Origin of the sequence: Enterobacter cloacae complex sp. IR5422 (assembly GCF_049238165.1) — a bacterium.
GTDB classification, from domain to species: domain Bacteria; phylum Pseudomonadota; class Gammaproteobacteria; order Enterobacterales; family Enterobacteriaceae; genus Enterobacter; species Enterobacter roggenkampii.
The window spans coordinates 92,885-114,307 of sequence record NZ_JBMKHT010000007.1; the positions used below are offsets into that span (position 1 = coordinate 92,885).

The following is a 21,423-nucleotide window of genomic DNA, read 5'->3' on the forward strand; positions in this document are numbered from 1 at the left end:
AGTCATTCATGTTTAAACGACTGTTAATGGTTGCCATGCTGGTTATTGCCCCTCTCACCGCGGTGCACGCGGCGGATCAGAGTAACCCGTACAAACTGATGGACGAAGCCGCGAAGAAAACCTTCGATCGTCTTAAAAACGAGCAGCCTAAGATTCGTGCTAATCCTGATTACCTGCGTGACGTGGTTGACCAGGAGCTGCTGCCGTACGTGCAGATCAAATATGCGGGAGCACTGGTGCTGGGCCGCTATTACAAAGACGCAACCCCGGCGCAGCGTGAGGCCTATTTTGCCGCTTTCCGTGAATACCTGAAGCAGGCGTATGGTCAGGCGCTGGCGATGTACCACGGTCAGACCTATCAGATCGCCCCGGAGCAGCCGCTGGGTGATGCGACCATCGTCCCTATTCGCGTAACGATCAACGATCCTAATGGTCGTCCGCCGGTGCGTCTGGATTTCCAGTGGCGTAAAAACAGCCAGACCGGCCACTGGCAGGCGTATGACATGATCGCCGAAGGCGTAAGCATGATCACCACCAAACAGAACGAGTGGAGCGACCTGCTGCGCACCAAGGGGATTGATGGCCTGACCGCGCAGCTGCAGTCCATCGCTCGTCAGAAAATTAGTCTGGACGAGAAGAAGTAATGTCACAGCAACTCAGCTGGTCGCGTGAAGGCGAGACATTAAAGCTGTCCGGTGAGCTGGATCAGGATCTGCTGAACCCCTTATGGGATAAACGCCATGAGGCCATGCAGGGCGTGACGGTTATTGACTTAACCGACGTCACGCGGGTAGATACGGCAGGCGTTGCACTGCTTGCCCATCTGGTTGCGGTAGGGAAAAAGCAGGGGGCGAGCGTCACGCTTCGCGGCGCGAGCGAGAATGTCGTGACCCTGGCGCAGCTCTACAATCTCCCTCAGGACGTACTGCCTCGTTAATATTTTCAGTGCGTTACTTCCGAAAGCCCTGACAGTTTCATCGTCGGGGCTTTTTGCTTGTTTAAGACGACGCCACTTTGCTCTAAGATGTTGGGCTTGTTTTCACTATCAGATGATTAAGAGCCCATGGAAAATCATGAAATCCAGACAGTGCTGATGAATGCACTCTCCCTTCAGGAAGCCCACGTCACAGGCGATGGCAGTCACTTCCAGGTTATTGCTGTGGGTGAGATGTTCGACGGTATGAGCCGTGTGAAGAAACAGCAGGCTGTGTACGCGCCGCTGATGGAATATATTGCGGATAACCGCATCCACGCCCTGTCGATTAAAGCGTTCACCCCGCAAGAGTGGGCACGCGATCGCAAACTAAACGGTTTTTGAGCTGAGGGCGACAGGCCCGCAGCACGGTTGAATTTATAAGAGAGCACACCATGGATAAATTTCGTGTACAGGGGCCAACGCGTCTCCAGGGCGAAGTCACAATTTCTGGCGCGAAAAACGCCGCGCTGCCCATCCTCTTTGCTGCGCTGCTTGCGGAAGAGCCAGTAGAGATTCAGAACGTACCGAAGCTGAAAGATATCGACACCACCATGAAGCTGCTCACCCAGTTGGGCACGAAAGTCGAGCGTAACGGTTCCGTCTGGATCGACGCCAGCAAGGTGAATAACTTCTCTGCCCCTTACGATCTGGTGAAAACCATGCGTGCTTCCATCTGGGCGCTTGGCCCGCTGGTGGCGCGTTTCGGTCAGGGCCAGGTTTCGCTGCCGGGCGGTTGCGCTATCGGTGCGCGTCCGGTTGACCTGCACATCTTTGGCCTGGAAAAACTGGGCGCAGAGATCAAGCTGGAAGAAGGCTACGTTAAAGCGTCCGTCAATGGTCGTCTGAAAGGCGCGCACATTGTTATGGACAAAGTGAGCGTGGGCGCAACGGTGACCATTATGTCTGCGGCAACGCTGGCAGAAGGGACCACGATCATCGAAAACGCCGCGCGTGAACCGGAGATTGTGGATACTGCCAACTTCCTCGTGGCGCTGGGTGCGAAGATCTCCGGTCAGGGTACCGACCGCATCACCATCGAAGGCGTTGAGCGTCTGGGCGGGGGTGTCTATCGCGTACTGCCGGACCGTATCGAAACCGGTACCTTCCTGATCGCTGCTGCGATCTCTGGCGGGAAAATTGTTTGTCGCAACGCGCAGCCAGATACCCTGGATGCGGTGCTGGCGAAACTGCGCGATGCGGGTGCGGATATCGAAATCGGTGAAGACTGGATCAGCCTTGATATGCATGGACAGCGTCCAAAAGCGGTCAATGTGCGTACGGCACCGCATCCGGCGTTCCCAACTGACATGCAGGCACAGTTCACCTTGTTGAACTTGGTCGCCGAAGGGACCGGCTTTATCACGGAAACCATTTTCGAGAACCGCTTTATGCACGTACCGGAGCTGATCCGTATGGGGGCACGTGCCGAGATCGAAAGTAATACCGTGATTTGCCACGGCGTTGAGAAACTGTCCGGTGCTCAGGTGATGGCAACCGATCTGCGTGCGTCTGCCAGCCTGGTGTTGGCGGGTTGTATCGCGGAAGGCACAACGATCGTGGATCGTATTTATCACATCGATCGTGGCTATGAGCGTATCGAAGATAAACTGCGCGCGCTGGGTGCCAATATCGAGCGTGTGAAGGGCGAGTAATCGTTCCGGCAGCCCCCTGCCAGAAATGACCGGGGGGTTGCTGTTCCTGTCAAAAAAACCTTATTCCTGCGATTCTTTTTTTACTTTTCTCTGGCGAATCATGCGCGATCTGTCGATAAATTCATGGGTGACAGGATCGTGGTAGCGCGAAGGCCAAATCACCCACGGATGCGTGTCCAGCGCCGTTGCGATAATTAATTCTCCTTTTGGCCAGGGGCGGGTGAGGGCGTTTGCCAGAGTTGAAGAACTCAGTCCATGGCGGCGGGACTCTGCTGCCAGTGAAGTGCCTTTTTTGCGCAGTGCGGCAATAATATCAGCCGTGTGCCAGTCGATAAATTTCGTATCCATAACGCCGTCCTTAAGTTCGGATTCACCTACGCCGTTTCTTCTGAAACGACGGGTTTACTATACCCATTTCGAACTCTTGTTCTAAAAAGTTCGCGTTACTTGAAGGAATATTCAGAATAAGACATGGCTTTATTCATGCGGTCTCTAAACCGATGAATTTACATGAACGCGGAATTTACTGGTGTGTACTGGAATCTCCCCGCCAGGATCGCGGGGAGAAAAAGGGAGATTAACGGTCGCGCTGAACGGCGATGTGGGCAAGGCCAATCAGTGCCTCGCGCCATGGGCTGTCTGGAATGACCTGAAGGGCCTCGATGGCCTTGTCGGCTTCTTCTTCTGCACGCTGACGCGTCCATTCCAGCGATCCGCAGATTGCCATGGTTTCCAGTACAGGTTCCAGAAGATGGCGGCCATTTCCCTGCTCAATCGCTTCACGGATCATCTTCGCCTGGTCGGCCGTTCCGTTACGCATGGCGTGGAGCAGCGGCAGGGTCGGTTTGCCTTCGTTCAGGTCATCGCCAACGTTTTTGCCGAGCGTCTCGCCGTCCGCACTGTAGTCCAGCAGATCGTCAATCAGCTGGAAGGCTGTGCCCAGATAGCGGCCATAGTCCTGCAGGCCTTTTTCCTGCGCTTCGGTACAGCCCGCCAAAATGCCGGAACACTGGGCCGCCGCTTCAAACAGGCGCGCGGTTTTGCTGTAGATGACGCGCATGTAGTTTTCTTCAGTAATGTCCGGGTCGTTGACGTTCATCAGCTGCAGCACTTCGCCTTCAGCGATGACGTTAACGGCTTCGGACATCACTTCCAGCACTTTCAGGGAACCCAGGCTGGTCATCATCTGGAAGGCGCGGGTATAGATAAAATCCCCCACCAGGACGCTGGCTGCGTTCCCGAACGCGGCGTTAGCCGTGGCTTTGCCACGACGCATATCCGATTCATCCACCACATCGTCGTGCAGAAGCGTCGCCGTGTGGATAAATTCGATGAGCGCGGCGATAGTGATGTGGGCATTTCCCTGATAGCCAACGGCTCTGGCAGCCAGAATAGCAATCATCGGACGAATGCGTTTACCGCCGCCGCTGACAATGTAATAGCCCAACTGATTGATCAGCTGAACGTCAGAGTTGAGTTGCTCCAGGATTGCTGCATTCACACCCGCCATATCTTGCGCGGTTAACTCGTTGATTTTTTCTAAATTCATCGCAAAAGCCGGGCTTTTTATCCTGTTGATCCCATCTTCAATGGGGTAACGAAGGGTTTCGGTTTATCAATACTAGTGCTGATTGTACTGAAAAAACGGCTCAGATAAACGTTACCGTACGTGTTGTGTTTTTTTTCTTCATGTATTGACGGTAGCACTTGTCAAAGGCTCGCGTTTTGCGTAATATTCGCGCCCTATTGTGAATATTTATAGCGCACTCTGATTCATACGAGGACGTGCGCGGAAGCGGAGTTTATATGTACGCGGTTTTCCAAAGTGGTGGTAAACAACACCGAGTAAGCGAAGGTCAGACCGTTCGCCTGGAAAAGCTGGACATCGCAACTGGCGAATCTGTTGAGTTCGCAGAAGTTCTGATGATCGCAAACGGTGAAGAAGTCAAAATCGGCGTTCCTTTCGTTGATGGCGGCGTTATCAAAGCTGAAGTTGTTGCACACGGTCGTGGCGAGAAAGTTAAAATCGTTAAGTTTCGTCGTCGTAAGCACTACCGTAAGCAGCAGGGCCACCGTCAGTGGTTCACTGATGTGAAAATTACTGGCATCAGCGCCTAAGACCTGAGGAGAGATTTAAATGGCACATAAAAAGGCTGGCGGCTCCACACGTAACGGTCGCGATTCAGAAGCTAAACGCCTGGGCGTTAAGCGTTTCGGTGGCGAATCCGTTCTGGCGGGTAGCATCATCGTTCGTCAACGTGGTACCAAATTCCACGCTGGCAACAACGTAGGTTGCGGTCGTGACCACACTCTGTTTGCTAAAGCAGACGGTAAAGTGAAATTTGAAGTTAAAGGCCCGAACAACCGTAAATACATCAGCATCGTTGCTGAGTAAGGTTTTCTCGGTCCGGTAACGGATTAAAGCCCCGCACCCTGTCGCGGGGCTTTTTACATTGGAAACCCGGTAATTTTTTCTGTAGGGAAAACGGGCATGAAGCAGCAGGCCGGCATAGGAATTCTTTTGGCGCTCACAACCGCAATGTGCTGGGGTGCGCTGCCAATTGCAATGAAGCAGGTACTGGAAGTGATGGAGCCGCCTACGGTGGTCTTTTATCGCTTTCTGATGGCAAGCATCGGCCTCGGGGCGATTCTGGCCGTCAAAGGTAAGCTTCCACCCTTGCGGCTCTTCCGTAAACCGCGCTGGCTGGTATTGCTGGCTATCGCGACGGGCGGTCTGTTCGGTAACTTCATCCTGTTCAGCTCTTCCCTGCAATATCTCAGCCCCACGGCGTCGCAGGTGATTGGTCAGCTTTCGCCGGTGGGCATGATGGTCGCCAGCGTCTTTATCCTCAAGGAGAAGATGCGCGGTACCCAGATTATCGGGGCGAGCATGCTGTTGTGCGGTCTGGTGATGTTCTTCAACACCAGTCTGATCGAGATTTTTACCCGCCTGACGGATTACACATGGGGTGTCATTTTCGGTGTGGGGGCAGCAACGGTCTGGGTGAGCTATGGCGTCGCGCAAAAGGTGTTATTGCGTCGGCTTGCCTCACAGCAGATCCTCTTTTTGCTGTACACTTTGTGTACAATAGCATTGCTGCCATTAGCGAAGCCGGGCGTGATTACCCAGCTTAGCGACTGGCAACTGGCGTGCCTCATTTTTTGTGGGCTGAACACGCTGGTCGGTTATGGCGCGCTGGCCGAAGCGATGGCGCGCTGGCAGGCAGCACAGGTGAGCGCGTTGATCACGCTTACCCCGCTGTTTACGCTGTTATTTTCAGATTTGTTATCAATGGCCTGGCCCGATGTCTTCGTCAGACCGATGCTCAACCTGTTGGGTTATCTCGGTGCGTTTGTCGTGGTTGCGGGCGCGATGTATTCCGCCATTGGTCATCGTCTTTGGGGACGTTGGCGCAAAAATGAAGCGGTTGTAGTAGTCCCCCGCTCAGGCGAATGAGTTACGGAGAGTAAAATGAAGTTTGTTGATGAAGCGACGATCCTGGTCGTGGCTGGTGATGGCGGCAACGGTTGCGTGAGCTTCCGCCGTGAAAAGTATATCCCTCGTGGCGGTCCTGATGGCGGCGACGGTGGGGATGGTGGTGACGTGTGGCTGGAGGCGGATGAGAACCTCAACACGCTGATCGACTACCGTTTCGAAAAATCCTTCCGCGCTGAACGTGGCCAGAACGGCCAGAGCCGTGACTGTACCGGGAAACGCGGTAAAGACGTCACCATTAAAGTTCCGGTCGGTACGCGTGTGATTGACCAGGGGACGGGTGAAACCATGGGCGACATGACCAAACACGGTCAGCGCCTGATGGTGGCGAAAGGCGGCTGGCACGGTCTGGGTAACAGCCGTTTCAAATCTTCCGTTAACCGTACGCCGCGTCAGAAAACGATGGGTACGCCGGGCGATAAGCGCGACCTGCAGCTGGAACTGATGCTTCTGGCTGACGTGGGCATGCTGGGTATGCCAAACGCAGGTAAATCGACGTTTATTCGCGCGGTTTCTGCGGCGAAGCCAAAAGTGGCTGACTATCCGTTTACCACGCTGGTACCAAGCCTGGGCGTTGTCCGTATGGATAACGAGAAGAGCTTCGTGGTCGCCGATATTCCGGGCCTGATTGAAGGCGCCGCGGAAGGGGCGGGTCTGGGTATTCGCTTCCTGAAACACCTTGAGCGCTGCCGCGTGCTGCTGCACCTCATTGATATCGATCCTATCGACGGTTCCGATCCGGTTGAAAACGCCCGCATCATCGTTGGCGAGCTGGAGAAATACAGCGAGAAACTGGCGAACAAACCACGCTGGCTGGTCTTCAACAAGATCGACCTGATGGACAAAGCCGAAGCGGAAGCAAAAGCGAAAGCCATTGCTGAAGCGATGGGTTGGGAAGATAAATACTACCTGATCTCTGCGGCAAGCCAGGTTGGCGTGAAAGATCTGTGCTGGGATGTGATGACCTTCATCATTGAGAACCCAATTGTTCAGGCGGAAGAAGTCAAACAGCCTGAAAAAGTCGAATTCATGTGGGATGACTACCACCGCCAGCAGCTCGAAGAGCTGGAAGCGGAAGAAGACGATGAAGACTGGGATGATGACTGGGATGAAGACGACGAAGAAGGCGTCGAGTTCATCTACAAGCACTAATCGCTGTTCAAAGCCCCCGTTATGGGGGCTTTTTTTATTCCAGCGTTGCGGGCAGCCAGCAGCTGGCGATTAAGCCACCTTCAGCGCCATTCTCAAGCGTTAGCCTGCCGTGGTGGAGCTGGAGGATGCGCTGCACGATGCTCAGGCCCAGCCCACTGCCTCCGTAGCGCTGGTCAAGACGGCGGAATGGCTCGGTAATTGACTGTCGGTGCGCTTCATCAATTCCAGGACCCTGATCGATAACGCTAATCTGCGTCCCGCCGTCGACCTCGGTTAATGTCACTGTAATCGTTGTCCCTGCCGGGCTGTAGCGCCCGGCATTCTCCAGCAGGTTGCGCAGCATGAGGCGCAGGAGAACGGCGTCTCCCTGAACCGTGAGCGCGCTTTTAGCGGGCCAAATCACCGTATGCTCTTTGGCTTCATGCCCCAGGCCGAGAGGTTCAATGATATTTTCCGTCCAGTTCACGGTTTCGTAGTGTCCGCTCGCCATGGCCTGTCCGGCCCGGGCCAGCATCAGCAGCTGTTCGACGGTATGCATGAGCTGATCGATACGGCTAATCAGCGTGGCGGCCTGTGGCGCACCTGACTGCGACATCAGCTCCAGATGGAGCCGGATGCCAGCAAGAGGCGTTCTCAGCTCGTGAGCGGCGTCTGCAGTGAAGAGACGTTCCTGCTTAATGGTGCTATCCAGCCGGGCCAGCAGCTGGTTCAGTGAGGTCGTCACCGCGCCAATTTCTTCCATGTCGGAAAACATGGGAAGCGGGGTTAAGTTATCGGCTGAACGGTTAGCGAGGCTGGCGCGGAGTTTATTCAGCGGCCGGGTTATCCAGGTGACCGCCCAGAAGGAGAAGAGCAGGGTAAAGCCAACCATCACCAGGGAAGGGACCAGCAGCGAGGCAATCGCTTCGCGTATCTCTTTCTCAACGTGATTATTGCGCGCTTTCGCTGACAGCGTTTCGTTGACCAGAAAACCAATCTGTTCACGGCTTTCATGCCATAGCCAGATGACGCTTATCAGCTGGAAAAACAGGAGAATGACCGCCAGCAGTACCATCAGACGCCGACGCATGCTGTTCATTTCTGGCTCTCCAGACGATAGCCGACGCCGCGAACGGTTTTGATCCTGTCTTTGCCGAGCTTACGCCGCAGATTATGGATGTGGACCTCAAGGGTATTTGACCCGGGATCGTCCTGCCAGGAGTAGATATCCTGCTGGAGCGTTTCTCTGTGTACCGTTTGCCCGCTGCGCATGATCAGACGCGTAAGCAAGGCGAACTCTTTTGGCGTGACCTCTACGGCCTGATCCTGTTGCAGTACCTGCTGGGTTTGCAAATTCAGCGTAATGTCGCCGTCGGTCAGTAAGTTATCACTATGGCCCTGATAACGGCGAATCAACGCTCGCACCCGTGCCTGCAGCTCCGCGAGCGCGAAAGGCTTCACCAGATAATCATCTGCGCCTGCATCGAGGCCGGTGATACGATCTTCAATGGCATCACGTGCCGTCAGGATCAGGACGGGATTGTTGATGCCGCGACGTCGCCACTGGCTGAGCAGCGTGGCGCCGTCTTTATCCGGCAAGCCCAAATCGAGGATCACCAGACTGTATTCGCCGCTCTGGATCAGGGCATCCGCCTCTGCTGCGGTGCCTGCACAGTCGAGAGCATACCCTTCATTGGCCAGCCCCAGCGCCAGCCCTTCCTGCAATAACAGATCGTCTTCAACTATAAGTAGTTTCATCGCTAGTTATTCTGGTAGATGTCCTTATAAAGCCTGCTTTCGAAGCGAACCAGCGGAATACGACGATTGCGCTGATCGGTCGGTTCGACGGCATAGCCGGAAAGATACTGCACGAATGCCATGCGCTGTCCGCTGGCGGTAGTGATGAAGCCTGCAAGGTTGTAAACCCCCTGCAGTGAGCCTGTTTTCGCGGAGACTTTGCCATCCACGCCTGCAGCGTGAAGCCCTGCGCGGTACTGCAGTGAACCGTCATGTCCGGCCAGCGGCAGCATTGAAATAAAGTTTAGCTCAGTGTCATGCTGTGCAATGTACTGAAGCACCTGCATCATCGTGGCCGGAGAGATCAAATTATGGCGCGACAGGCCGGAGCCATCGACGGCGATGGTATTACCCAGATCGATCCCCGCCTGCTGGCGCAGAATCTGACGCACCGCGTCTGAGCCCGCGCGCCAGGTTCCCGGCACGCCGAAACGGGCGTGGCCAATCATGCGGAACACCGTATCGGCAATCATGTTGTCCGACTTTTTCAGCATAATTCGCAGTAAATCGTGCAGCGGCGCAGACTGTTTGCTGGCGATGACCGTGCCGGGCTGGTTGACCTGCGTCTGACGAAGCAGGGTACCGGAATAGGTTATTCCCGCTTGTTTCAGCTCATCTTTCAGAATGGCGCCTGCATAGCTTGCGCCATCCTGTATTGCAAAGGCCAGCGGCAGCGGATCGGCGCGCTGCGTCAGGCAGCCGGTGAGCGTGAAGCGGTTAAGGTCGCCTGGCACCACATCCAGTTCGCAATACTGGGCATCGGGGGAACCCTTGGCCAGCGTGCGAACCTGGCTAAACATGGTGACCGGGTAGTAGGACGCGATACGGATAAATGCTAAATCATCCGGCTTTGGCGCACTGTAAAGCGAAACCGAGAAGCAGTTGCGGTCAACAATCGCGGCGGCGGGCGGGGCGCTAAAGCACTGCGTCATGTCGTTCCACGGCCAGCCCGGAGCTTTGTCGTGGCTGGCAAAGATGGACGTGTCGATCAGCACATTGCCATCAATTTTCTGCACGCCGGTTTTTTTTAGCACCGCAACCATATTGCGGATATCCTGGCGTTTAAAGGTCGGATCGCCGCCAAAACGGGCGATAAGATCGCCTTTCAGTTCGCCACCCTCGACGTTACCTTTGGTTTCAAGGGTGGTCGTAAAACGGAAGTCAGGCCCGAGCTGGAGCAGAGCGGCGAGGGCGGTGATCACCTTTTGGGTACTGGCAGGCAGCGCCATCTGTTGACTGTGATAGTCAATCTCGGGAGCCTGTGCGCCAACCTTCTGCACCATCAGGGCAAGGTTCGCGCCTGCGGGAAGCTGATTAATGTACTCATCAACATTCGCGGCCTGGGCGGTGAACGTTATACTGGTAGTCAATCCGATGATAAAACTGGAAAATCGCATAATCTCGCGCTAACAACCCGAAAACAAACCGTCATACTACGGTGCATGGCACTGCAAAGTAAACGATGACCCATAGTGAACTTCGCGGTAAAATGCGTATCAAATTGAAAAATTGCTGCTGACCTGGGGCGTTGCTCCCGGGTCGGTTTTCTTTTTGCTTCTGGCCTGTTCAGGTGGGCTGGAGCAGGGAACACTGCTCCCAACAGGAATGTTTAAGAGGTATAACAAATGCAAGCTATTCCGATGACCTTACGTGGTGCCGAAAAACTGCGCGAAGAGCTGGATTTTCTGAAATCCGTACGTCGCCCTGAAATCATCGCCGCTATCGCGGAAGCGCGTGAGCATGGCGACCTGAAAGAGAACGCTGAATACCACGCCGCGCGTGAGCAGCAGGGCTTCTGTGAAGGGCGTATTAAAGATATCGAAGCAAAACTGTCCAATGCACAGGTTATCGATATCACTAAAATGCCGAATAATGGCCGTGTGATCTTTGGTTCTACCGTTACCGTGCTGAACCTGGACAATGACGAAGAGCAGACCTATCGCATCGTGGGTGATGATGAAGCTGACTTCAAACAGAACCTGATTTCGGTGAACTCACCGATTGCTCGCGGCCTGATTGGCAAAGAGCAGGACGATGTTGTCACCATCCGCACCCCTGGCGGTGAAGTGGAATACGAAATTATTAAGGTTGAATACCTGTAATTCGCTTCTCTACTAGGATGTTGATACATTGTAAAGAAAAGAAAAAGGCCGCGTAGCGGCCTTTTATCAACTCAAGGAGCATGGCATTTTGCTCGCCTGCTGACAGAAATCCCTCGTTTCACACAGAAAATGTGTTTAATTCAGGATATCCTTAACGTGGCAGCGAGATTTTACGCTCTTTAGATGGGCGGTAGAGCACCAGCGTTTTACCGATGACCTGTACATTACAGGCGCCGGTTTCGCGCACGATGGCTTCCACGATCAGGTTTTTAGTGTCTCTGTCTTCAGAGGCGATTTTCACCTTGATAAGCTCGTGGTGTTCCAGCGCTTGTTCAATCTCGGCAAGCACCCCTTCGGTCAAACCATTGTTGCCAAGCATCACTACAGGCTTGAGCGGATGTGCCAGACCTTTAAGGTGCTGTTTTTGTTTAGTACTCAGATTCATCGTATATTTTTGCTTACGTTGGGATTGAAAACGGTTCATTCTACCGCCATCTCCCTAATATCGCCAAATAGCTGCGTAGAAATTTACGTCACAGGCAAGTAACGATGAACCAGGACGGAAATGTTAAATGACAGGTAAAAAGCGTTCTGCCAGCTCCAGCCGCTGGCTTCAGGAACACTTTAGCGATAAATATGTTCAACAGGCACAGAAAAAGGGGTTGCGTTCCCGTGCCTGGTTTAAACTTGATGAAATACAGCAAAGTGACAAACTTTTTAAGCCGGGGATGACGGTTGTTGACCTCGGTGCGGCACCTGGCGGATGGTCCCAGTATGCGGTAACGCAGATCGGCGGAACGGGCCGAATCATCGCGTGCGATCTTTTACCAATGGATCCCATCGTCGGTGTCGACTTCCTTCAGGGCGACTTTCGTGATGAATTAGTGCTGAAAGCGTTACTTGATCGTGTAGGTGACAGTAAGGTCCAGGTTGTCATGTCAGATATGGCACCAAATATGTGCGGAACACCGGCGGTGGATATCCCCCGCGCCATGTATCTGGTGGAGCTAGCGTTAGAAATGTGTCGTGATGTACTAGCGCCTGGTGGTAGTTTTGTTGTGAAGGTGTTTCAGGGCGAAGGTTTCGAGGAGTATCTTAAGGAAATTCGCTCCCTGTTTGCGAAGGTCAAAGTTCGTAAGCCGGACTCTTCCCGGGCCCGTTCCCGTGAAGTGTATATTGTAGCGACCGGGCGAAAATGATAACCGGGAGATTTCAGACGAAAGTTTGAATGAAACTGGATATAGAGTATCCTGACGCTGTTTTTAACACAGTTGTAATATGAGGTTAATCCCTTGAGTGACATGGCGAAAAACCTAATACTCTGGCTGGTCATTGCCGTTGTGCTGATGTCAGTATTCCAGAGCTTTGGGCCCAGCGAGTCGAATGGCCGCAAGGTGGATTATTCTACCTTCCTGCAGGAGGTCAATCAGGACCAGGTTCGCGAAGCGCGTATCAACGGACGTGAGATCAACGTTACCAAGAAAGATAGTAACCGTTACACGACTTACATCCCGGTGAACGATCCTAAGCTGCTTGATAACCTTCTGACCAAAAACGTCAAAGTGGTAGGCGAGCCGCCAGAAGAACCAAGCCTGTTGGCTTCAATCTTCATTTCCTGGTTCCCGATGCTGCTGCTTATCGGCGTCTGGATCTTCTTTATGCGCCAGATGCAGGGCGGCGGTGGCAAAGGCGCCATGTCGTTCGGTAAGAGCAAGGCGCGTATGTTGACGGAAGATCAGATCAAGACCACTTTTGCGGACGTTGCCGGGTGTGACGAAGCGAAAGAAGAGGTGGGTGAACTGGTTGAATACCTGCGCGAGCCGAGCCGTTTCCAGAAACTGGGCGGTAAGATCCCGAAAGGCGTGCTGATGGTTGGCCCTCCGGGTACCGGTAAAACCCTGCTGGCGAAAGCCATCGCGGGTGAAGCGAAGGTGCCGTTCTTTACTATTTCAGGTTCAGACTTCGTCGAAATGTTCGTGGGTGTTGGTGCATCTCGTGTGCGTGACATGTTCGAGCAGGCCAAGAAGGCAGCACCGTGCATTATCTTCATCGATGAAATCGACGCCGTAGGCCGCCAGCGTGGCGCAGGCCTGGGCGGTGGTCACGATGAACGTGAACAGACGCTGAACCAGATGCTGGTTGAGATGGACGGCTTCGAAGGTAACGAAGGTATCATCGTTATCGCGGCAACTAACCGTCCGGACGTACTTGACCCGGCGCTGCTGCGTCCAGGCCGTTTCGACCGTCAGGTTGTTGTCGGTCTGCCGGATGTTCGCGGTCGTGAACAGATTCTGAAAGTCCACATGCGTCGCGTACCGCTGGCGCCAGATATCGACGCGGCAATCATTGCGCGCGGTACTCCGGGCTTCTCCGGTGCGGATCTCGCTAACCTGGTCAACGAAGCTGCACTGTTTGCCGCTCGCGGTAACAAGCGCGTCGTGTCGATGGTGGAGTTCGAGAAAGCGAAAGACAAGATCATGATGGGTGCGGAACGTCGCTCCATGGTGATGACGGAAGCGCAGAAAGAGTCCACGGCTTACCACGAAGCGGGTCACGCGATTATCGGTCGCCTGGTGCCGGAACACGATCCGGTGCATAAAGTGACGATTATTCCGCGCGGTCGTGCGCTGGGTGTGACCTTCTTCCTGCCTGAAGGCGACGCGATCAGCGCCAGCCGTCAGAAGCTGGAAAGCCAGATCTCAACCCTGTACGGCGGTCGTCTGGCAGAAGAGATCATCTACGGTCCGGAACATGTTTCTACCGGTGCGTCGAACGACATTAAAGTGGCGACAAACCTGGCACGTAACATGGTGACTCAGTGGGGCTTCTCCGACAAACTCGGTCCGCTGCTGTATGCAGAGGAAGAGGGTGAGGTGTTCCTGGGCCGCTCTGTCGCGAAAGCGAAACATATGTCCGATGAAACGGCTCGTATCATCGACCAGGAAGTGAAAGCGCTGATTGAACGTAACTACGGTCGCGCGCGTCAGATCCTGAATGACAACATGGACATTCTGCATTCCATGAAAGATGCGCTCATGAAATATGAGACCATCGATGCACCGCAGATTGACGACCTGATGGCGCGCCGCGAAGTGCGTCCGCCAGCAGGCTGGGAAGACCCAGGCGCTTCCAATAACTCTGACAACAATGGCACCCCGCGTGCGCCGCGTCCGGTTGATGAACCGCGTACGCCAAACCCGGGCAACACCATGTCAGAACAGTTGGGCGATAAGTAAGTCACTGCTGTTGAAGCGTTTGTTTGTACCTCAAACCCTGGAGCTTGCTCCGGGGTTTTTCATTTCTGTTTAACCATTTAGATATCAGGGATTTCGCCATGAAATTATTCGCTCAGGACTCGCATCTCGATCTTTCACATCCCCATGTGATGGGGATCCTGAATGTTACCCCTGACTCCTTCTCTGACGGCGGCACGCATAACACGCTTATCGAGGCGGTTAAGCATGCGAATTTAATGATTAATGCAGGTGCCACCATTATTGACGTTGGCGGCGAATCGACGCGTCCCGGTGCGGCGGACGTGTCTGTGGAAGAAGAGCTGGCGCGCGTGGTGCCGGTCGTTGAAGCAATCGCGCAGCGGTTTGAAGTGTGGATCTCTGTAGATACCTCCAAACCGGAAGTGATCCGAGAAGTGGCGAAAGTGGGCGCTCACATTATCAATGATATTCGTTCACTTACTGAGCCGGGGGCGATTGAGGCGGCTGCGGAAACCGGGCTGCCGGTTTGCCTGATGCATATGCAGGGGCAACCGAAAACCATGCAGGACGCGCCGAAGTATGACGATGTCTTTGCCGACGTAAATCGCTTCTTTATTGAGCATATCGAACGTTGTGAACGTGCCGGTATCCCAAAAGAGAAATTGCTGCTCGACCCGGGGTTCGGTTTCGGTAAAAATCTCTCACACAACTATGCGCTGCTTGCGCGCTTATCGGAATTTCATCACTTTGGCCTGCCGCTGCTGGTGGGGATGTCGAGGAAATCGATGATTGGCCAGTTGCTGAATGTAGGCCCGAGCGAACGCCTGAGCGGCAGCCTGGCCTGCGCGGTGATTGCGGCGATGCAGGGTGCGCACATCATTCGTGTCCATGACGTCAAAGAAACAGTAGAAGCCATGCGTGTGGTGGAAGCCACACTGGCAGCGAAGGAAAACAAACGCTATGAGTAATCGTAAATATTTTGGTACCGACGGTATCCGTGGGCGCGTAGGCGATGCTCCCATCACCCCTGATTTCGTCCTGAAGCTCGGCTGGGCTGCCGGCAAGGTTCTGGCGCGTCATGGCTCACGTAAAATTATCATCGGTAAAGACACCCGTATTTCCGGCTATATGCTGGAGTCCGCGCTGGAAGCGGGGCTGGCGGCGGCTGGACTGTCCGCCTCTTTTACAGGCCCAATGCCAACGCCTGCGGTCGCGTATCTGACGCGCACCTTCCGTGCGGAAGCGGGGATTGTCATCTCGGCCTCTCACAACCCGTTCTACGACAACGGCATTAAGTTCTTCTCTATTGATGGCACCAAGCTGCCGGATGAGGTGGAAGAAGCCATTGAAGCTGAAATGGAAAAAGAGATCACCTGTGTTGATTCCGCCGAGCTGGGTAAAGCGAACCGTATCGTTGATGCGGCGGGTCGCTATATCGAATTCTGTAAAGGCACTTTCCCGAATGAGCTGAGCCTGGCCCACCTCAAAATTGTGGTGGACTGTGCTAATGGCGCGACCTATCACATCGCCCCGAATGTCTTCCGCGAGCTGGGTGCGAAAGTAATCACCATTGGCTGCGAGCCGGATGGTCTGAACATTAACGAGCAGGTGGGGGCAACTGACGTTCGTGCCCTGCAGGCGCGCGTGCTGGCAGAAAAAGCCGATCTGGGCATTGCGCTGGACGGCGACGGTGACCGCGTGATCATGGTTGATCACGAAGGTAACAAGGTCGACGGCGACCAGATCCTCTACATTATTGCGCGTGAAGGTCTGCGTCAGGGCCAGCTGCGCGGCGGTGCGGTCGGGACGCTGATGAGTAACATGGGCCTGGAACTGGCGCTGAAACAGCTCGGTATTCCGTTCGTTCGCGCGAAAGTGGGTGACCGCTATGTGTTGGAAAAATTGCAGGAGAAAGGCTGGCGTATCGGCGCTGAGAATTCAGGTCACGTGATCCTGCTCGACAAAACCACCACCGGTGACGGTATTGTGGCCGCGTTGCAGGTGGTTGCCGCCATGGCGCGAAACCATATGAGCCTGCACGATCTGTGCAGCGGCATGAAAATGTTCCCACAGATCCTGGTAAACGTACGTTTCACTGCCGGCAAAGGCGATCCGCTGGAAAATGAGAACGTGAAAGCGGTAATGGCTGACGTTGAAGCGGCCCTGGGCAGCCGTGGACGCGTGCTGCTGCGTAAGTCTGGTACTGAACCGCTGATCCGCGTGATGGTGGAAGGCGAAGACGAAGCGCAGGTAACCGAATTTGCGCACCGTATTGCGGATGCTGTTAAAGCTGCATAATCTTGCACGCTAAATGTTTAAAAAGGCGGCGTTTGCCGCCTTTGTTTTAAGCAATTAATGGCTTTTTGCTGTTTTTTTCCGCAGTTGATACAATGCGTCGAAAATGCCCTTGCGAAGGTGATTCGCTTTGGTTAGTATTCACACCCGCTTCAGTGGGAAACAGAAATCCTGCTAATTGGTCGAAGCATTGGTATGCGGCAAATCCGCAAGGAACAGGTTGATTATGTACGAAGCTCTTTTAGTTGTTTTCCTTATTGTAGCCATCGCTCTCGTAGCGCTGATTATGCTGCAGCAAGGTAAAGGCGCTGATATGGGAGCCTCCTTCGGAGCAGGTGCTTCCGGTACGCTGTTCGGTTCAAGTGGTTCTGCGAACTTCATGACCCGCACGACGGCGATTCTGGCGACGCTGTTCTTCATCATCAGTCTGGTGCTTGGCAATATCAACAGCAACAAGACCAGCAAAGGAAGCGAGTGGGAAAACCTGAGCGCGCCAGCAAAAACTGAGCAGACTCAGCCAGCTGCACCGGCTAAGCCAACCAGCGATATCCCGCAGTAAGTATTCCGTACCGAGGTGGTGGAATTGGTAGACACGCTACCTTGAGGTGGTAGTGCCCTAACGGGCTTGTGGGTTCGAGTCCCATCCTCGGTACCAATATTCCAGAAGAAAGACGTCGAAAGACGTCTTTTTTTTCGTCTGTAGCTTTTGCCGTTCGTAGGCCCGGTAAGCGCAGCGCCACCGGGCAAAATGGCGGGTGGCGCTGCGCTTACCCGCCCTACAAAAGCCGAACAAAAAGGCGCCCATTGGGCGCCTTTTGCATGTTTCATTATCGATTACTTCTTATCGCTGTGTTCCAGGTTTTCAACCTGCGGCAGGCCGTTACCTGAATTCGCAGAGAGCAGGCCATTCTCAACATAGTTGAACAGCTTCTCACGGGTATCGGTGATGTCCAGGTTACGCATGGTCAGCTGGCCAATACGATCGTCCGGTGAAAACACTGACTCACCTTTCTCCATGGTCAGACGCTCTGCTTTATAGGTCAGGTTATCAGACACGGTGTTCAGGATGGAGTAGTCGTTACCGCGACGCAGTTCCAGGGTCACTTCACCGGTAATTGCACTCGCCACCCAACGCTGCAGCGCATCACGCAGCATCAGCGCCTGCGGATCGAACCAGCGGCCCTGATACAGCAGTTTGCCCAGCTGACGGCCATGAGAGTGATACTGCTCAATGGTGTCTTCGTTGTGAATACCAGTCAGCAGACGCTCGTAAGCAATATGCAGCAGCGCCATTCCCGGAGCTTCATAGATGCCACGGCTTTTCGCTTCGATGATACGATTTTCAATCTGATCGCTCATGCCCAGGCCGTGACGACCACCAATACGGTTAGCTTCCAGCATCAGCTCAACGTCATCAGAGAAGGTTTTGCCGTTCAGCGCAACCGGATGACCACGTTCGAAACGCACGGTCACTTCTTCTGCCGGGATCTTCACGTTCTCATCCCAGAACTTCACGCCCATGATTGGGTTAACGATCTTCACGCTGGAGTTCAGGAATTCCAGGTCTTTTGCTTCGTGCGTCGCACCCAGCATGTTGGAGTCAGTGGAGTAGGCTTTCTCGACGGACATCTTATAGTCAAAACCGCAGGCGATCATAAACTCGGACATCTCATGACGACCACCCAGCTCGTCGATGAAGTCGGTATCCAGCCACGGTTTGTAGATCTGCAATTCGGCGTTGGTCAGCAGGCCATAACGATAGAAACGTTCAATATCGTTTCCTTTATAGGTGCTGCCATCACCCCAGATGTTGACGCCGTCTTCTTTCATGGCGGCAACCAGCATGGTACCGGTGACCGCACGGCCCAGCGGGGTGGTGTTGAAATAGGTCAGGCCGCCGGTGGTGTTATGGAATGCACCACACTGAATCGCCGCGATACCTTCCGCGACCAGTTGCTTACGGCAGTCAATCAGGCGCGCGTTCTCTGCACCATACTCTTTCGCGCGACGAGGAATGGCATCATAGTCGTCCTCATCCGGCTGACCCAGGTTCGCAGTATAAGCATACGGAACCGCTCCCTTCTGGCGCATCCACAGCAGTGCAGCGCTGGTATCCAGGCCACCTGAGAAAGCGATGCCAATACGTTGTCCTACCGGAAGATGCTTGAGAATCGTCGTCATAGAATAAAACCCTGCTTGATTGACTGATTAGAGACCGCTTTCGCTCTCTTGTGCATTTTTATGCAAAATAAGTGAGTATTCATTTAATCATCTTTTGGCGAAGACCGGAAGAGACTCGTGCGTTTTTTGTAAAAATTTTGGTCTGATCGATCTGGCGGAAGTCGCCTTGACAGGTGGGGTCAACTATCAATATACTAAACGCCGATTTTACGTCCCGTCTTCGGTACCAAATCCCAGCATTATTTGCAAATTCTGTCCAAAACGCGTAGAATTTGCCACGTTTCAGGCGCGGGGTGGAGCAGCCTGGTAGCTCGTCGGGCTCATAACCCGAAGGTCGTCGGTTCAAATCCGGCCCCCGCAACCACTTTCCCATAAAGTTCTTTTTCAAATATACTGTGAAGACTTAGAGCCTTCGTAGCTGGATTTGAAAAAATTCTTTCGGAGAGTGCTCCAGGCCACAGTTGTGGCTATAGGGTTCAGTTATCTAAAGCCCCGATTTATCGGGGTTTTTTGTTATCTGACTACAGAATAACTGGGCTTTACGCCCTTTTTTTATGTCTTGGGGGTGGGCTTGTCCACATTAGAGCAAAAATTAACAGAGATGATTACTGCACCGGTCGAAGCACTGGGCTACGAACTGGTCGGCATCGAATTCGTTCGCGGCCGTACATCGACGCTGCGCATCTATATTGATAGTGAAGATGGCATCAATGTTGATGATTGCGCTGATGTCAGCCACCAGGTGAGTGCGGTTCTTGATGTTGAAGACCCAATTACCGTTGCGTACAACCTGGAAGTTTCCTCACCTGGCCTCGATCGCCCGATGTTCACGGCCGAGCACTATGTGCGCTTTACCGGTGAAGAAGTGGCTCTCGTTCTGCGTATGGCCGTACAGAACCGCCGTAAATGGCAGGGAATTATCAAAGCCGTTGATGGTGAAATGATCACGGTGACAGTCGAAGGCAAAGATGAAGTGTTCGCGCTGAGTAATATCCAGAAGGCGAACCTGGTTCCCCACTTTTAACAGTCTGGATTGAGGTGAAAAGCCCGCGATGAACAAAGAAATTTTGGCTGTTGTTGAAGCCGTCTCCAACGAGAAATCACTGCCGCGTGAGAAGATTTTTGAAGCGCTGGAAAGTGCACTGGCTACAGCAACCAAGAAAAAATACGAACAAGAGATCGATGTTCGCGTAGAAATCGATCGTAAAAGCGGTGACTTCGATACATTCCGTCGTTGGGTAATCGTTGAAGAAGTGACCCAGCCGACTAAAGAGATCACGCTGGAAGCCGCCCGTTTTGAAGACGAAAGTCTGAACGTGGGTGACTACGTTGAAGATCAGATTGAGTCTGTGACCTTCGACCGTATCACTACCCAGACCGCTAAACAGGTTATCGTGCAGAAAGTGCGCGAAGCCGAGCGCGCGCTGGTTGTCGATCAGTTCCGCGATCAGGAAGGCGAAATCATCACTGGCGTGGTGAAGAAAGTGAACCGCGACAACATCTCCCTGGAGATCAAATCCGAAGGGTTGCCGGGTAACGCTGAAGCCGTGATCCTGCGTGAAGATATGCTGCCGCGTGAAAACTTCCGTCCGGGCGACCGTATTCGTGGTGTTCTGTACGCTGTGCGTCCAGAAGCTCGCGGTGCGCAGCTGTTCGTGACCCGTTCTAAACCAGAAATGCTGGTAGAACTGTTCCGTATCGAAGTACCGGAAATCGGTGAAGAAGTTATCGAAATTAAAGCGGCGGCTCGCGATCCGGGCTCCCGTGCGAAAATTGCGGTGAAAACCAACGACAAGCGTATCGACCCGGTCGGTGCTTGCGTCGGTATGCGCGGTGCGCGTGTCCAGGCAGTTTCTACTGAGCTGGGCGGCGAACGTATTGATATCGTTCTGTGGGATGACAACCCGGCGCAGTTCGTGATCAACGCAATGGCTCCGGCTGATGTGGCGTCTATCGTTGTTGACGAAGACAAACACACCATGGATATCGCTGTTGAAGCGGGCAACCTGGCGCAGGCAATCGGCCGTAACGGTCAGAACGTACGCCTGGCGTCACAGCTGAGCGGCTGGGAACTCAACGTCATGACCGTTGATGACCTGCAGGCTAAGCATCAGGCTGAAGCCCATGCGGCGATCGATACCTTCACCAAATACCTGGATATTGACGAAGATTTCGCCACTGTTCTGGTTGAAGAAGGTTTCTCTACGCTGGAAGAACTGGCCTATGTGCCAATGAAAGAGCTGCTGGAAATTGACGGTCTGGATGAACCAACCGTTGAAGCCCTGCGTGAACGCGCTAAAAACGCACTGACCACCCTGGCACTGGCTCAGGAAGAAAGCCTTGGCGATAAGAAGCCGGCTGATGACCTGCTGAATCTGGAAGGTCTTGATCGTGCGATTGCGTTCAAGCTGGCTGCCCGTGGTGTTTGTACGCTGGAAGATCTCGCTGAGCAAGGCGTTGATGACCTGGCTGATATCGAAGGTTTAACCGACGAGAAAGCCGGCGAGCTCATCATGGCCGCACGTAATATTTGCTGGTTCGGCGACGAAGCGTAATAAACTGTAGCAGGAAGGAACAG

At 53.8% G+C, this 21,423-nt stretch carries 23 protein-coding genes and 2 tRNA genes; 18 read left to right on the forward strand and 7 right to left on the reverse strand.

The window, feature by feature from the left end:
* The first annotated feature begins 8 nt into the window (after positions 1-8).
* The 4 genes from mlaC to murA all read left to right on the forward strand — a co-directional run bounded on the left by mlaC (position 9) and on the right by murA (position 2,628).
* Positions 9-644 (forward strand): phospholipid-binding protein MlaC, encoded by a 636-nt coding sequence (mlaC, locus tag ACOTXT_RS05655; protein WP_021242263.1) that lies wholly within the window; start codon positions 9-11, stop codon positions 642-644.
* The gene (gene mlaB / locus ACOTXT_RS05660; RefSeq protein WP_021242262.1) at positions 644-937 is read left to right on the forward strand and encodes a lipid asymmetry maintenance protein MlaB; all 294 of its coding nucleotides are present in this window, start codon (positions 644-646) and stop codon (positions 935-937) included. Before mlaC ends, mlaB begins: the two co-directional genes overlap by 1 nt.
* A 126-nt stretch (positions 938-1,063) precedes the next feature.
* Complete coding sequence (ibaG, locus tag ACOTXT_RS05665; RefSeq protein ID WP_008501458.1) at positions 1,064-1,318, forward strand: BolA family iron metabolism protein IbaG; 255 nt, start codon at positions 1,064-1,066, stop codon at positions 1,316-1,318.
* A gap of 50 nt (positions 1,319-1,368) precedes the next feature.
* Positions 1,369-2,628 carry a UDP-N-acetylglucosamine 1-carboxyvinyltransferase gene (gene murA / locus ACOTXT_RS05670; RefSeq protein WP_008501459.1) on the forward strand — a complete coding sequence of 420 codons (1,260 nt, stop codon included), beginning with the start codon at positions 1,369-1,371 and terminating at the stop codon, positions 2,626-2,628.
* Between the two features lie 60 nt (positions 2,629-2,688).
* Here murA and sfsB read toward each other — a convergent pair whose 3' ends face one another.
* Both sfsB and ispB read right to left on the reverse strand, forming a co-directional pair.
* Positions 2,689-2,976: a DNA-binding transcriptional regulator SfsB gene (gene sfsB, locus ACOTXT_RS05675; protein ID WP_008501460.1), complete on the reverse strand. Its 288-nt coding sequence runs from the start codon at positions 2,974-2,976 to the stop codon at positions 2,689-2,691.
* 229 nt (positions 2,977-3,205) lie between these two features.
* Positions 3,206-4,177: an octaprenyl diphosphate synthase gene (gene ispB, locus ACOTXT_RS05680; RefSeq protein WP_008501461.1), complete on the reverse strand. Its 972-nt coding sequence runs from the start codon at positions 4,175-4,177 to the stop codon at positions 3,206-3,208.
* Positions 4,178-4,434: 257 nt separating this feature from the next.
* On the opposite strand from ispB, the gene rplU reads away from it, so the two are divergent.
* From rplU to cgtA, 4 genes are all read left to right on the forward strand, one after another.
* Positions 4,435-4,746, forward strand: a complete 312-nt coding sequence (rplU, locus tag ACOTXT_RS05685; protein ID WP_003025032.1) for a 50S ribosomal protein L21 — start codon at positions 4,435-4,437, stop codon at positions 4,744-4,746.
* A gap of 19 nt (positions 4,747-4,765) precedes the next feature.
* Entirely contained in the window at positions 4,766-5,023 is a 258-nt protein-coding gene (gene rpmA / locus ACOTXT_RS05690) for a 50S ribosomal protein L27 (protein WP_004385076.1), read from the forward strand.
* A gap of 96 nt (positions 5,024-5,119) precedes the next feature.
* Positions 5,120-6,085 (forward strand): DMT family transporter, encoded by a 966-nt coding sequence (locus ACOTXT_RS05695; protein ID WP_014833443.1) that lies wholly within the window; start codon positions 5,120-5,122, stop codon positions 6,083-6,085.
* 15 nt (positions 6,086-6,100) lie between these two features.
* Positions 6,101-7,276, forward strand: coding sequence for an Obg family GTPase CgtA (gene cgtA, locus ACOTXT_RS05700; protein ID WP_021242261.1), 1,176 nt, complete (start codon positions 6,101-6,103; stop codon positions 7,274-7,276).
* 34 nt (positions 7,277-7,310) lie between these two features.
* On the opposite strand, the gene pmrB is transcribed toward cgtA, so the two are convergent.
* The 3 genes from pmrB to dacB are packed head-to-tail and all read right to left on the reverse strand — an operon-like array spanning position 7,311 to position 10,449.
* Complete coding sequence (gene pmrB / locus ACOTXT_RS05705; protein ID WP_023326166.1) at positions 7,311-8,354, reverse strand: two-component system sensor histidine kinase PmrB; 1,044 nt, start codon at positions 8,352-8,354, stop codon at positions 7,311-7,313.
* Positions 8,351-9,013 carry a two-component system response regulator PmrA gene (pmrA, locus tag ACOTXT_RS05710; protein ID WP_008501465.1) on the reverse strand — a complete coding sequence of 221 codons (663 nt, stop codon included), beginning with the start codon at positions 9,011-9,013 and terminating at the stop codon, positions 8,351-8,353. The genes pmrB and pmrA overlap by 4 nt, the downstream gene beginning before the upstream one ends.
* 2 nt (positions 9,014-9,015) lie before the next feature.
* The gene (dacB, locus tag ACOTXT_RS05715; protein WP_021242259.1) at positions 9,016-10,449 is read right to left on the reverse strand and encodes a serine-type D-Ala-D-Ala carboxypeptidase; all 1,434 of its coding nucleotides are present in this window, start codon (positions 10,447-10,449) and stop codon (positions 9,016-9,018) included.
* A 228-nt stretch (positions 10,450-10,677) separates the two neighbouring features.
* On the opposite strand from dacB, the gene greA reads away from it, so the two are divergent.
* Positions 10,678-11,154 carry a transcription elongation factor GreA gene (greA, locus tag ACOTXT_RS05720; RefSeq protein WP_003861815.1) on the forward strand — a complete coding sequence of 159 codons (477 nt, stop codon included), beginning with the start codon at positions 10,678-10,680 and terminating at the stop codon, positions 11,152-11,154.
* A 151-nt stretch (positions 11,155-11,305) separates the two neighbouring features.
* Here the strand turns inward: greA and yhbY are convergent, their stop codons facing one another.
* On the reverse strand, positions 11,306-11,599 hold the full coding sequence (yhbY, locus tag ACOTXT_RS05725) for a ribosome assembly RNA-binding protein YhbY (RefSeq protein ID WP_003861814.1): 294 nt from the start codon (positions 11,597-11,599) through the stop codon (positions 11,306-11,308).
* Between the two features lie 127 nt (positions 11,600-11,726).
* Between yhbY and rlmE the strand changes: the two genes are divergently transcribed.
* The 6 genes from rlmE to ACOTXT_RS05755 all read left to right on the forward strand — a co-directional run bounded on the left by rlmE (position 11,727) and on the right by ACOTXT_RS05755 (position 17,319).
* Positions 11,727-12,353: a 23S rRNA (uridine(2552)-2'-O)-methyltransferase RlmE gene (gene rlmE / locus ACOTXT_RS05730; protein ID WP_003861812.1), complete on the forward strand. Its 627-nt coding sequence runs from the start codon at positions 11,727-11,729 to the stop codon at positions 12,351-12,353.
* 102 nt (positions 12,354-12,455) lie between these two features.
* A complete protein-coding gene (ftsH, locus tag ACOTXT_RS05735; protein ID WP_013098921.1) occupies positions 12,456-14,390 on the forward strand; it encodes an ATP-dependent zinc metalloprotease FtsH in 1,935 nt (644 codons plus the stop codon).
* A 98-nt stretch (positions 14,391-14,488) separates the two neighbouring features.
* On the forward strand, positions 14,489-15,337 hold the full coding sequence (gene folP / locus ACOTXT_RS05740) for a dihydropteroate synthase (RefSeq protein ID WP_008501468.1): 849 nt from the start codon (positions 14,489-14,491) through the stop codon (positions 15,335-15,337).
* On the forward strand, positions 15,330-16,667 hold the full coding sequence (glmM, locus tag ACOTXT_RS05745; protein ID WP_008501469.1) for a phosphoglucosamine mutase: 1,338 nt from the start codon (positions 15,330-15,332) through the stop codon (positions 16,665-16,667). The genes folP and glmM overlap by 8 nt, the downstream gene beginning before the upstream one ends.
* 223 nt (positions 16,668-16,890) lie before the next feature.
* Positions 16,891-17,223 (forward strand): preprotein translocase subunit SecG, encoded by a 333-nt coding sequence (secG, locus tag ACOTXT_RS05750; RefSeq protein WP_021242256.1) that lies wholly within the window; start codon positions 16,891-16,893, stop codon positions 17,221-17,223.
* A gap of 9 nt (positions 17,224-17,232) precedes the next feature.
* A tRNA-Leu gene (locus tag ACOTXT_RS05755) sits at positions 17,233-17,319 on the forward strand.
* A gap of 179 nt (positions 17,320-17,498) precedes the next feature.
* Here ACOTXT_RS05755 and argG read toward each other — a convergent pair.
* A complete protein-coding gene (argG, locus tag ACOTXT_RS05760; RefSeq protein WP_023294661.1) occupies positions 17,499-18,845 on the reverse strand; it encodes an argininosuccinate synthase in 1,347 nt (448 codons plus the stop codon).
* A gap of 287 nt (positions 18,846-19,132) precedes the next feature.
* On the opposite strand from argG, the gene ACOTXT_RS05765 reads away from it, so the two are divergent.
* The 3 genes from ACOTXT_RS05765 (at position 19,133) to nusA (ending at position 21,400) form a co-directional block, all read left to right on the forward strand.
* A tRNA-Met gene (locus ACOTXT_RS05765) sits at positions 19,133-19,209 on the forward strand.
* Between the two features lie 207 nt (positions 19,210-19,416).
* Positions 19,417-19,869 carry a ribosome maturation factor RimP gene (rimP, locus tag ACOTXT_RS05770; protein WP_014833432.1) on the forward strand — a complete coding sequence of 151 codons (453 nt, stop codon included), beginning with the start codon at positions 19,417-19,419 and terminating at the stop codon, positions 19,867-19,869.
* A 28-nt stretch (positions 19,870-19,897) separates the two neighbouring features.
* Positions 19,898-21,400: a transcription termination factor NusA gene (gene nusA, locus ACOTXT_RS05775; protein WP_003861798.1), complete on the forward strand. Its 1,503-nt coding sequence runs from the start codon at positions 19,898-19,900 to the stop codon at positions 21,398-21,400.
* The last annotated feature ends 23 nt before the right edge of the window (positions 21,401-21,423 follow it).

What these genes read in the sequence shown, in the direction of transcription:
- sfsB (WP_008501460.1), bottom strand. Translation starts at nt 2,976, where the DNA reads ATGGATACGAAATTTATCGACTGGCACACGGCTGATATTATTGCCGCA.
- folP (WP_008501468.1), top strand. Translation starts at nt 14,489, where the DNA reads ATGAAATTATTCGCTCAGGACTCGCATCTCGATCTTTCACATCCCCAT.
- ftsH (WP_013098921.1), top strand. Translation starts at nt 12,456, where the DNA reads ATGGCGAAAAACCTAATACTCTGGCTGGTCATTGCCGTTGTGCTGATG.
- dacB (WP_021242259.1), bottom strand. Translation starts at nt 10,449, where the DNA reads ATGCGATTTTCCAGTTTTATCATCGGATTGACTACCAGTATAACGTTC.
- mlaC (WP_021242263.1), top strand. Translation starts at nt 9, where the DNA reads ATGTTTAAACGACTGTTAATGGTTGCCATGCTGGTTATTGCCCCTCTC.
- rpmA (WP_004385076.1), top strand. Translation starts at nt 4,766, where the DNA reads ATGGCACATAAAAAGGCTGGCGGCTCCACACGTAACGGTCGCGATTCA.
- mlaB (WP_021242262.1), top strand. Translation starts at nt 644, where the DNA reads ATGTCACAGCAACTCAGCTGGTCGCGTGAAGGCGAGACATTAAAGCTG.
- ACOTXT_RS05695 (WP_014833443.1), top strand. Translation starts at nt 5,120, where the DNA reads ATGAAGCAGCAGGCCGGCATAGGAATTCTTTTGGCGCTCACAACCGCA.
- greA (WP_003861815.1), top strand. Translation starts at nt 10,678, where the DNA reads ATGCAAGCTATTCCGATGACCTTACGTGGTGCCGAAAAACTGCGCGAA.
- rplU (WP_003025032.1), top strand. Translation starts at nt 4,435, where the DNA reads ATGTACGCGGTTTTCCAAAGTGGTGGTAAACAACACCGAGTAAGCGAA.
- ibaG (WP_008501458.1), top strand. Translation starts at nt 1,064, where the DNA reads ATGGAAAATCATGAAATCCAGACAGTGCTGATGAATGCACTCTCCCTT.
- rlmE (WP_003861812.1), top strand. Translation starts at nt 11,727, where the DNA reads ATGACAGGTAAAAAGCGTTCTGCCAGCTCCAGCCGCTGGCTTCAGGAA.
- secG (WP_021242256.1), top strand. Translation starts at nt 16,891, where the DNA reads ATGTACGAAGCTCTTTTAGTTGTTTTCCTTATTGTAGCCATCGCTCTC.
- pmrA (WP_008501465.1), bottom strand. Translation starts at nt 9,013, where the DNA reads ATGAAACTACTTATAGTTGAAGACGATCTGTTATTGCAGGAAGGGCTG.
- murA (WP_008501459.1), top strand. Translation starts at nt 1,369, where the DNA reads ATGGATAAATTTCGTGTACAGGGGCCAACGCGTCTCCAGGGCGAAGTC.
- glmM (WP_008501469.1), top strand. Translation starts at nt 15,330, where the DNA reads ATGAGTAATCGTAAATATTTTGGTACCGACGGTATCCGTGGGCGCGTA.
- cgtA (WP_021242261.1), top strand. Translation starts at nt 6,101, where the DNA reads ATGAAGTTTGTTGATGAAGCGACGATCCTGGTCGTGGCTGGTGATGGC.
- argG (WP_023294661.1), bottom strand. Translation starts at nt 18,845, where the DNA reads ATGACGACGATTCTCAAGCATCTTCCGGTAGGACAACGTATTGGCATC.
- yhbY (WP_003861814.1), bottom strand. Translation starts at nt 11,599, where the DNA reads ATGAATCTGAGTACTAAACAAAAACAGCACCTTAAAGGTCTGGCACAT.
- ispB (WP_008501461.1), bottom strand. Translation starts at nt 4,177, where the DNA reads ATGAATTTAGAAAAAATCAACGAGTTAACCGCGCAAGATATGGCGGGT.
- pmrB (WP_023326166.1), bottom strand. Translation starts at nt 8,354, where the DNA reads ATGAACAGCATGCGTCGGCGTCTGATGGTACTGCTGGCGGTCATTCTC.
- nusA (WP_003861798.1), top strand. Translation starts at nt 19,898, where the DNA reads ATGAACAAAGAAATTTTGGCTGTTGTTGAAGCCGTCTCCAACGAGAAA.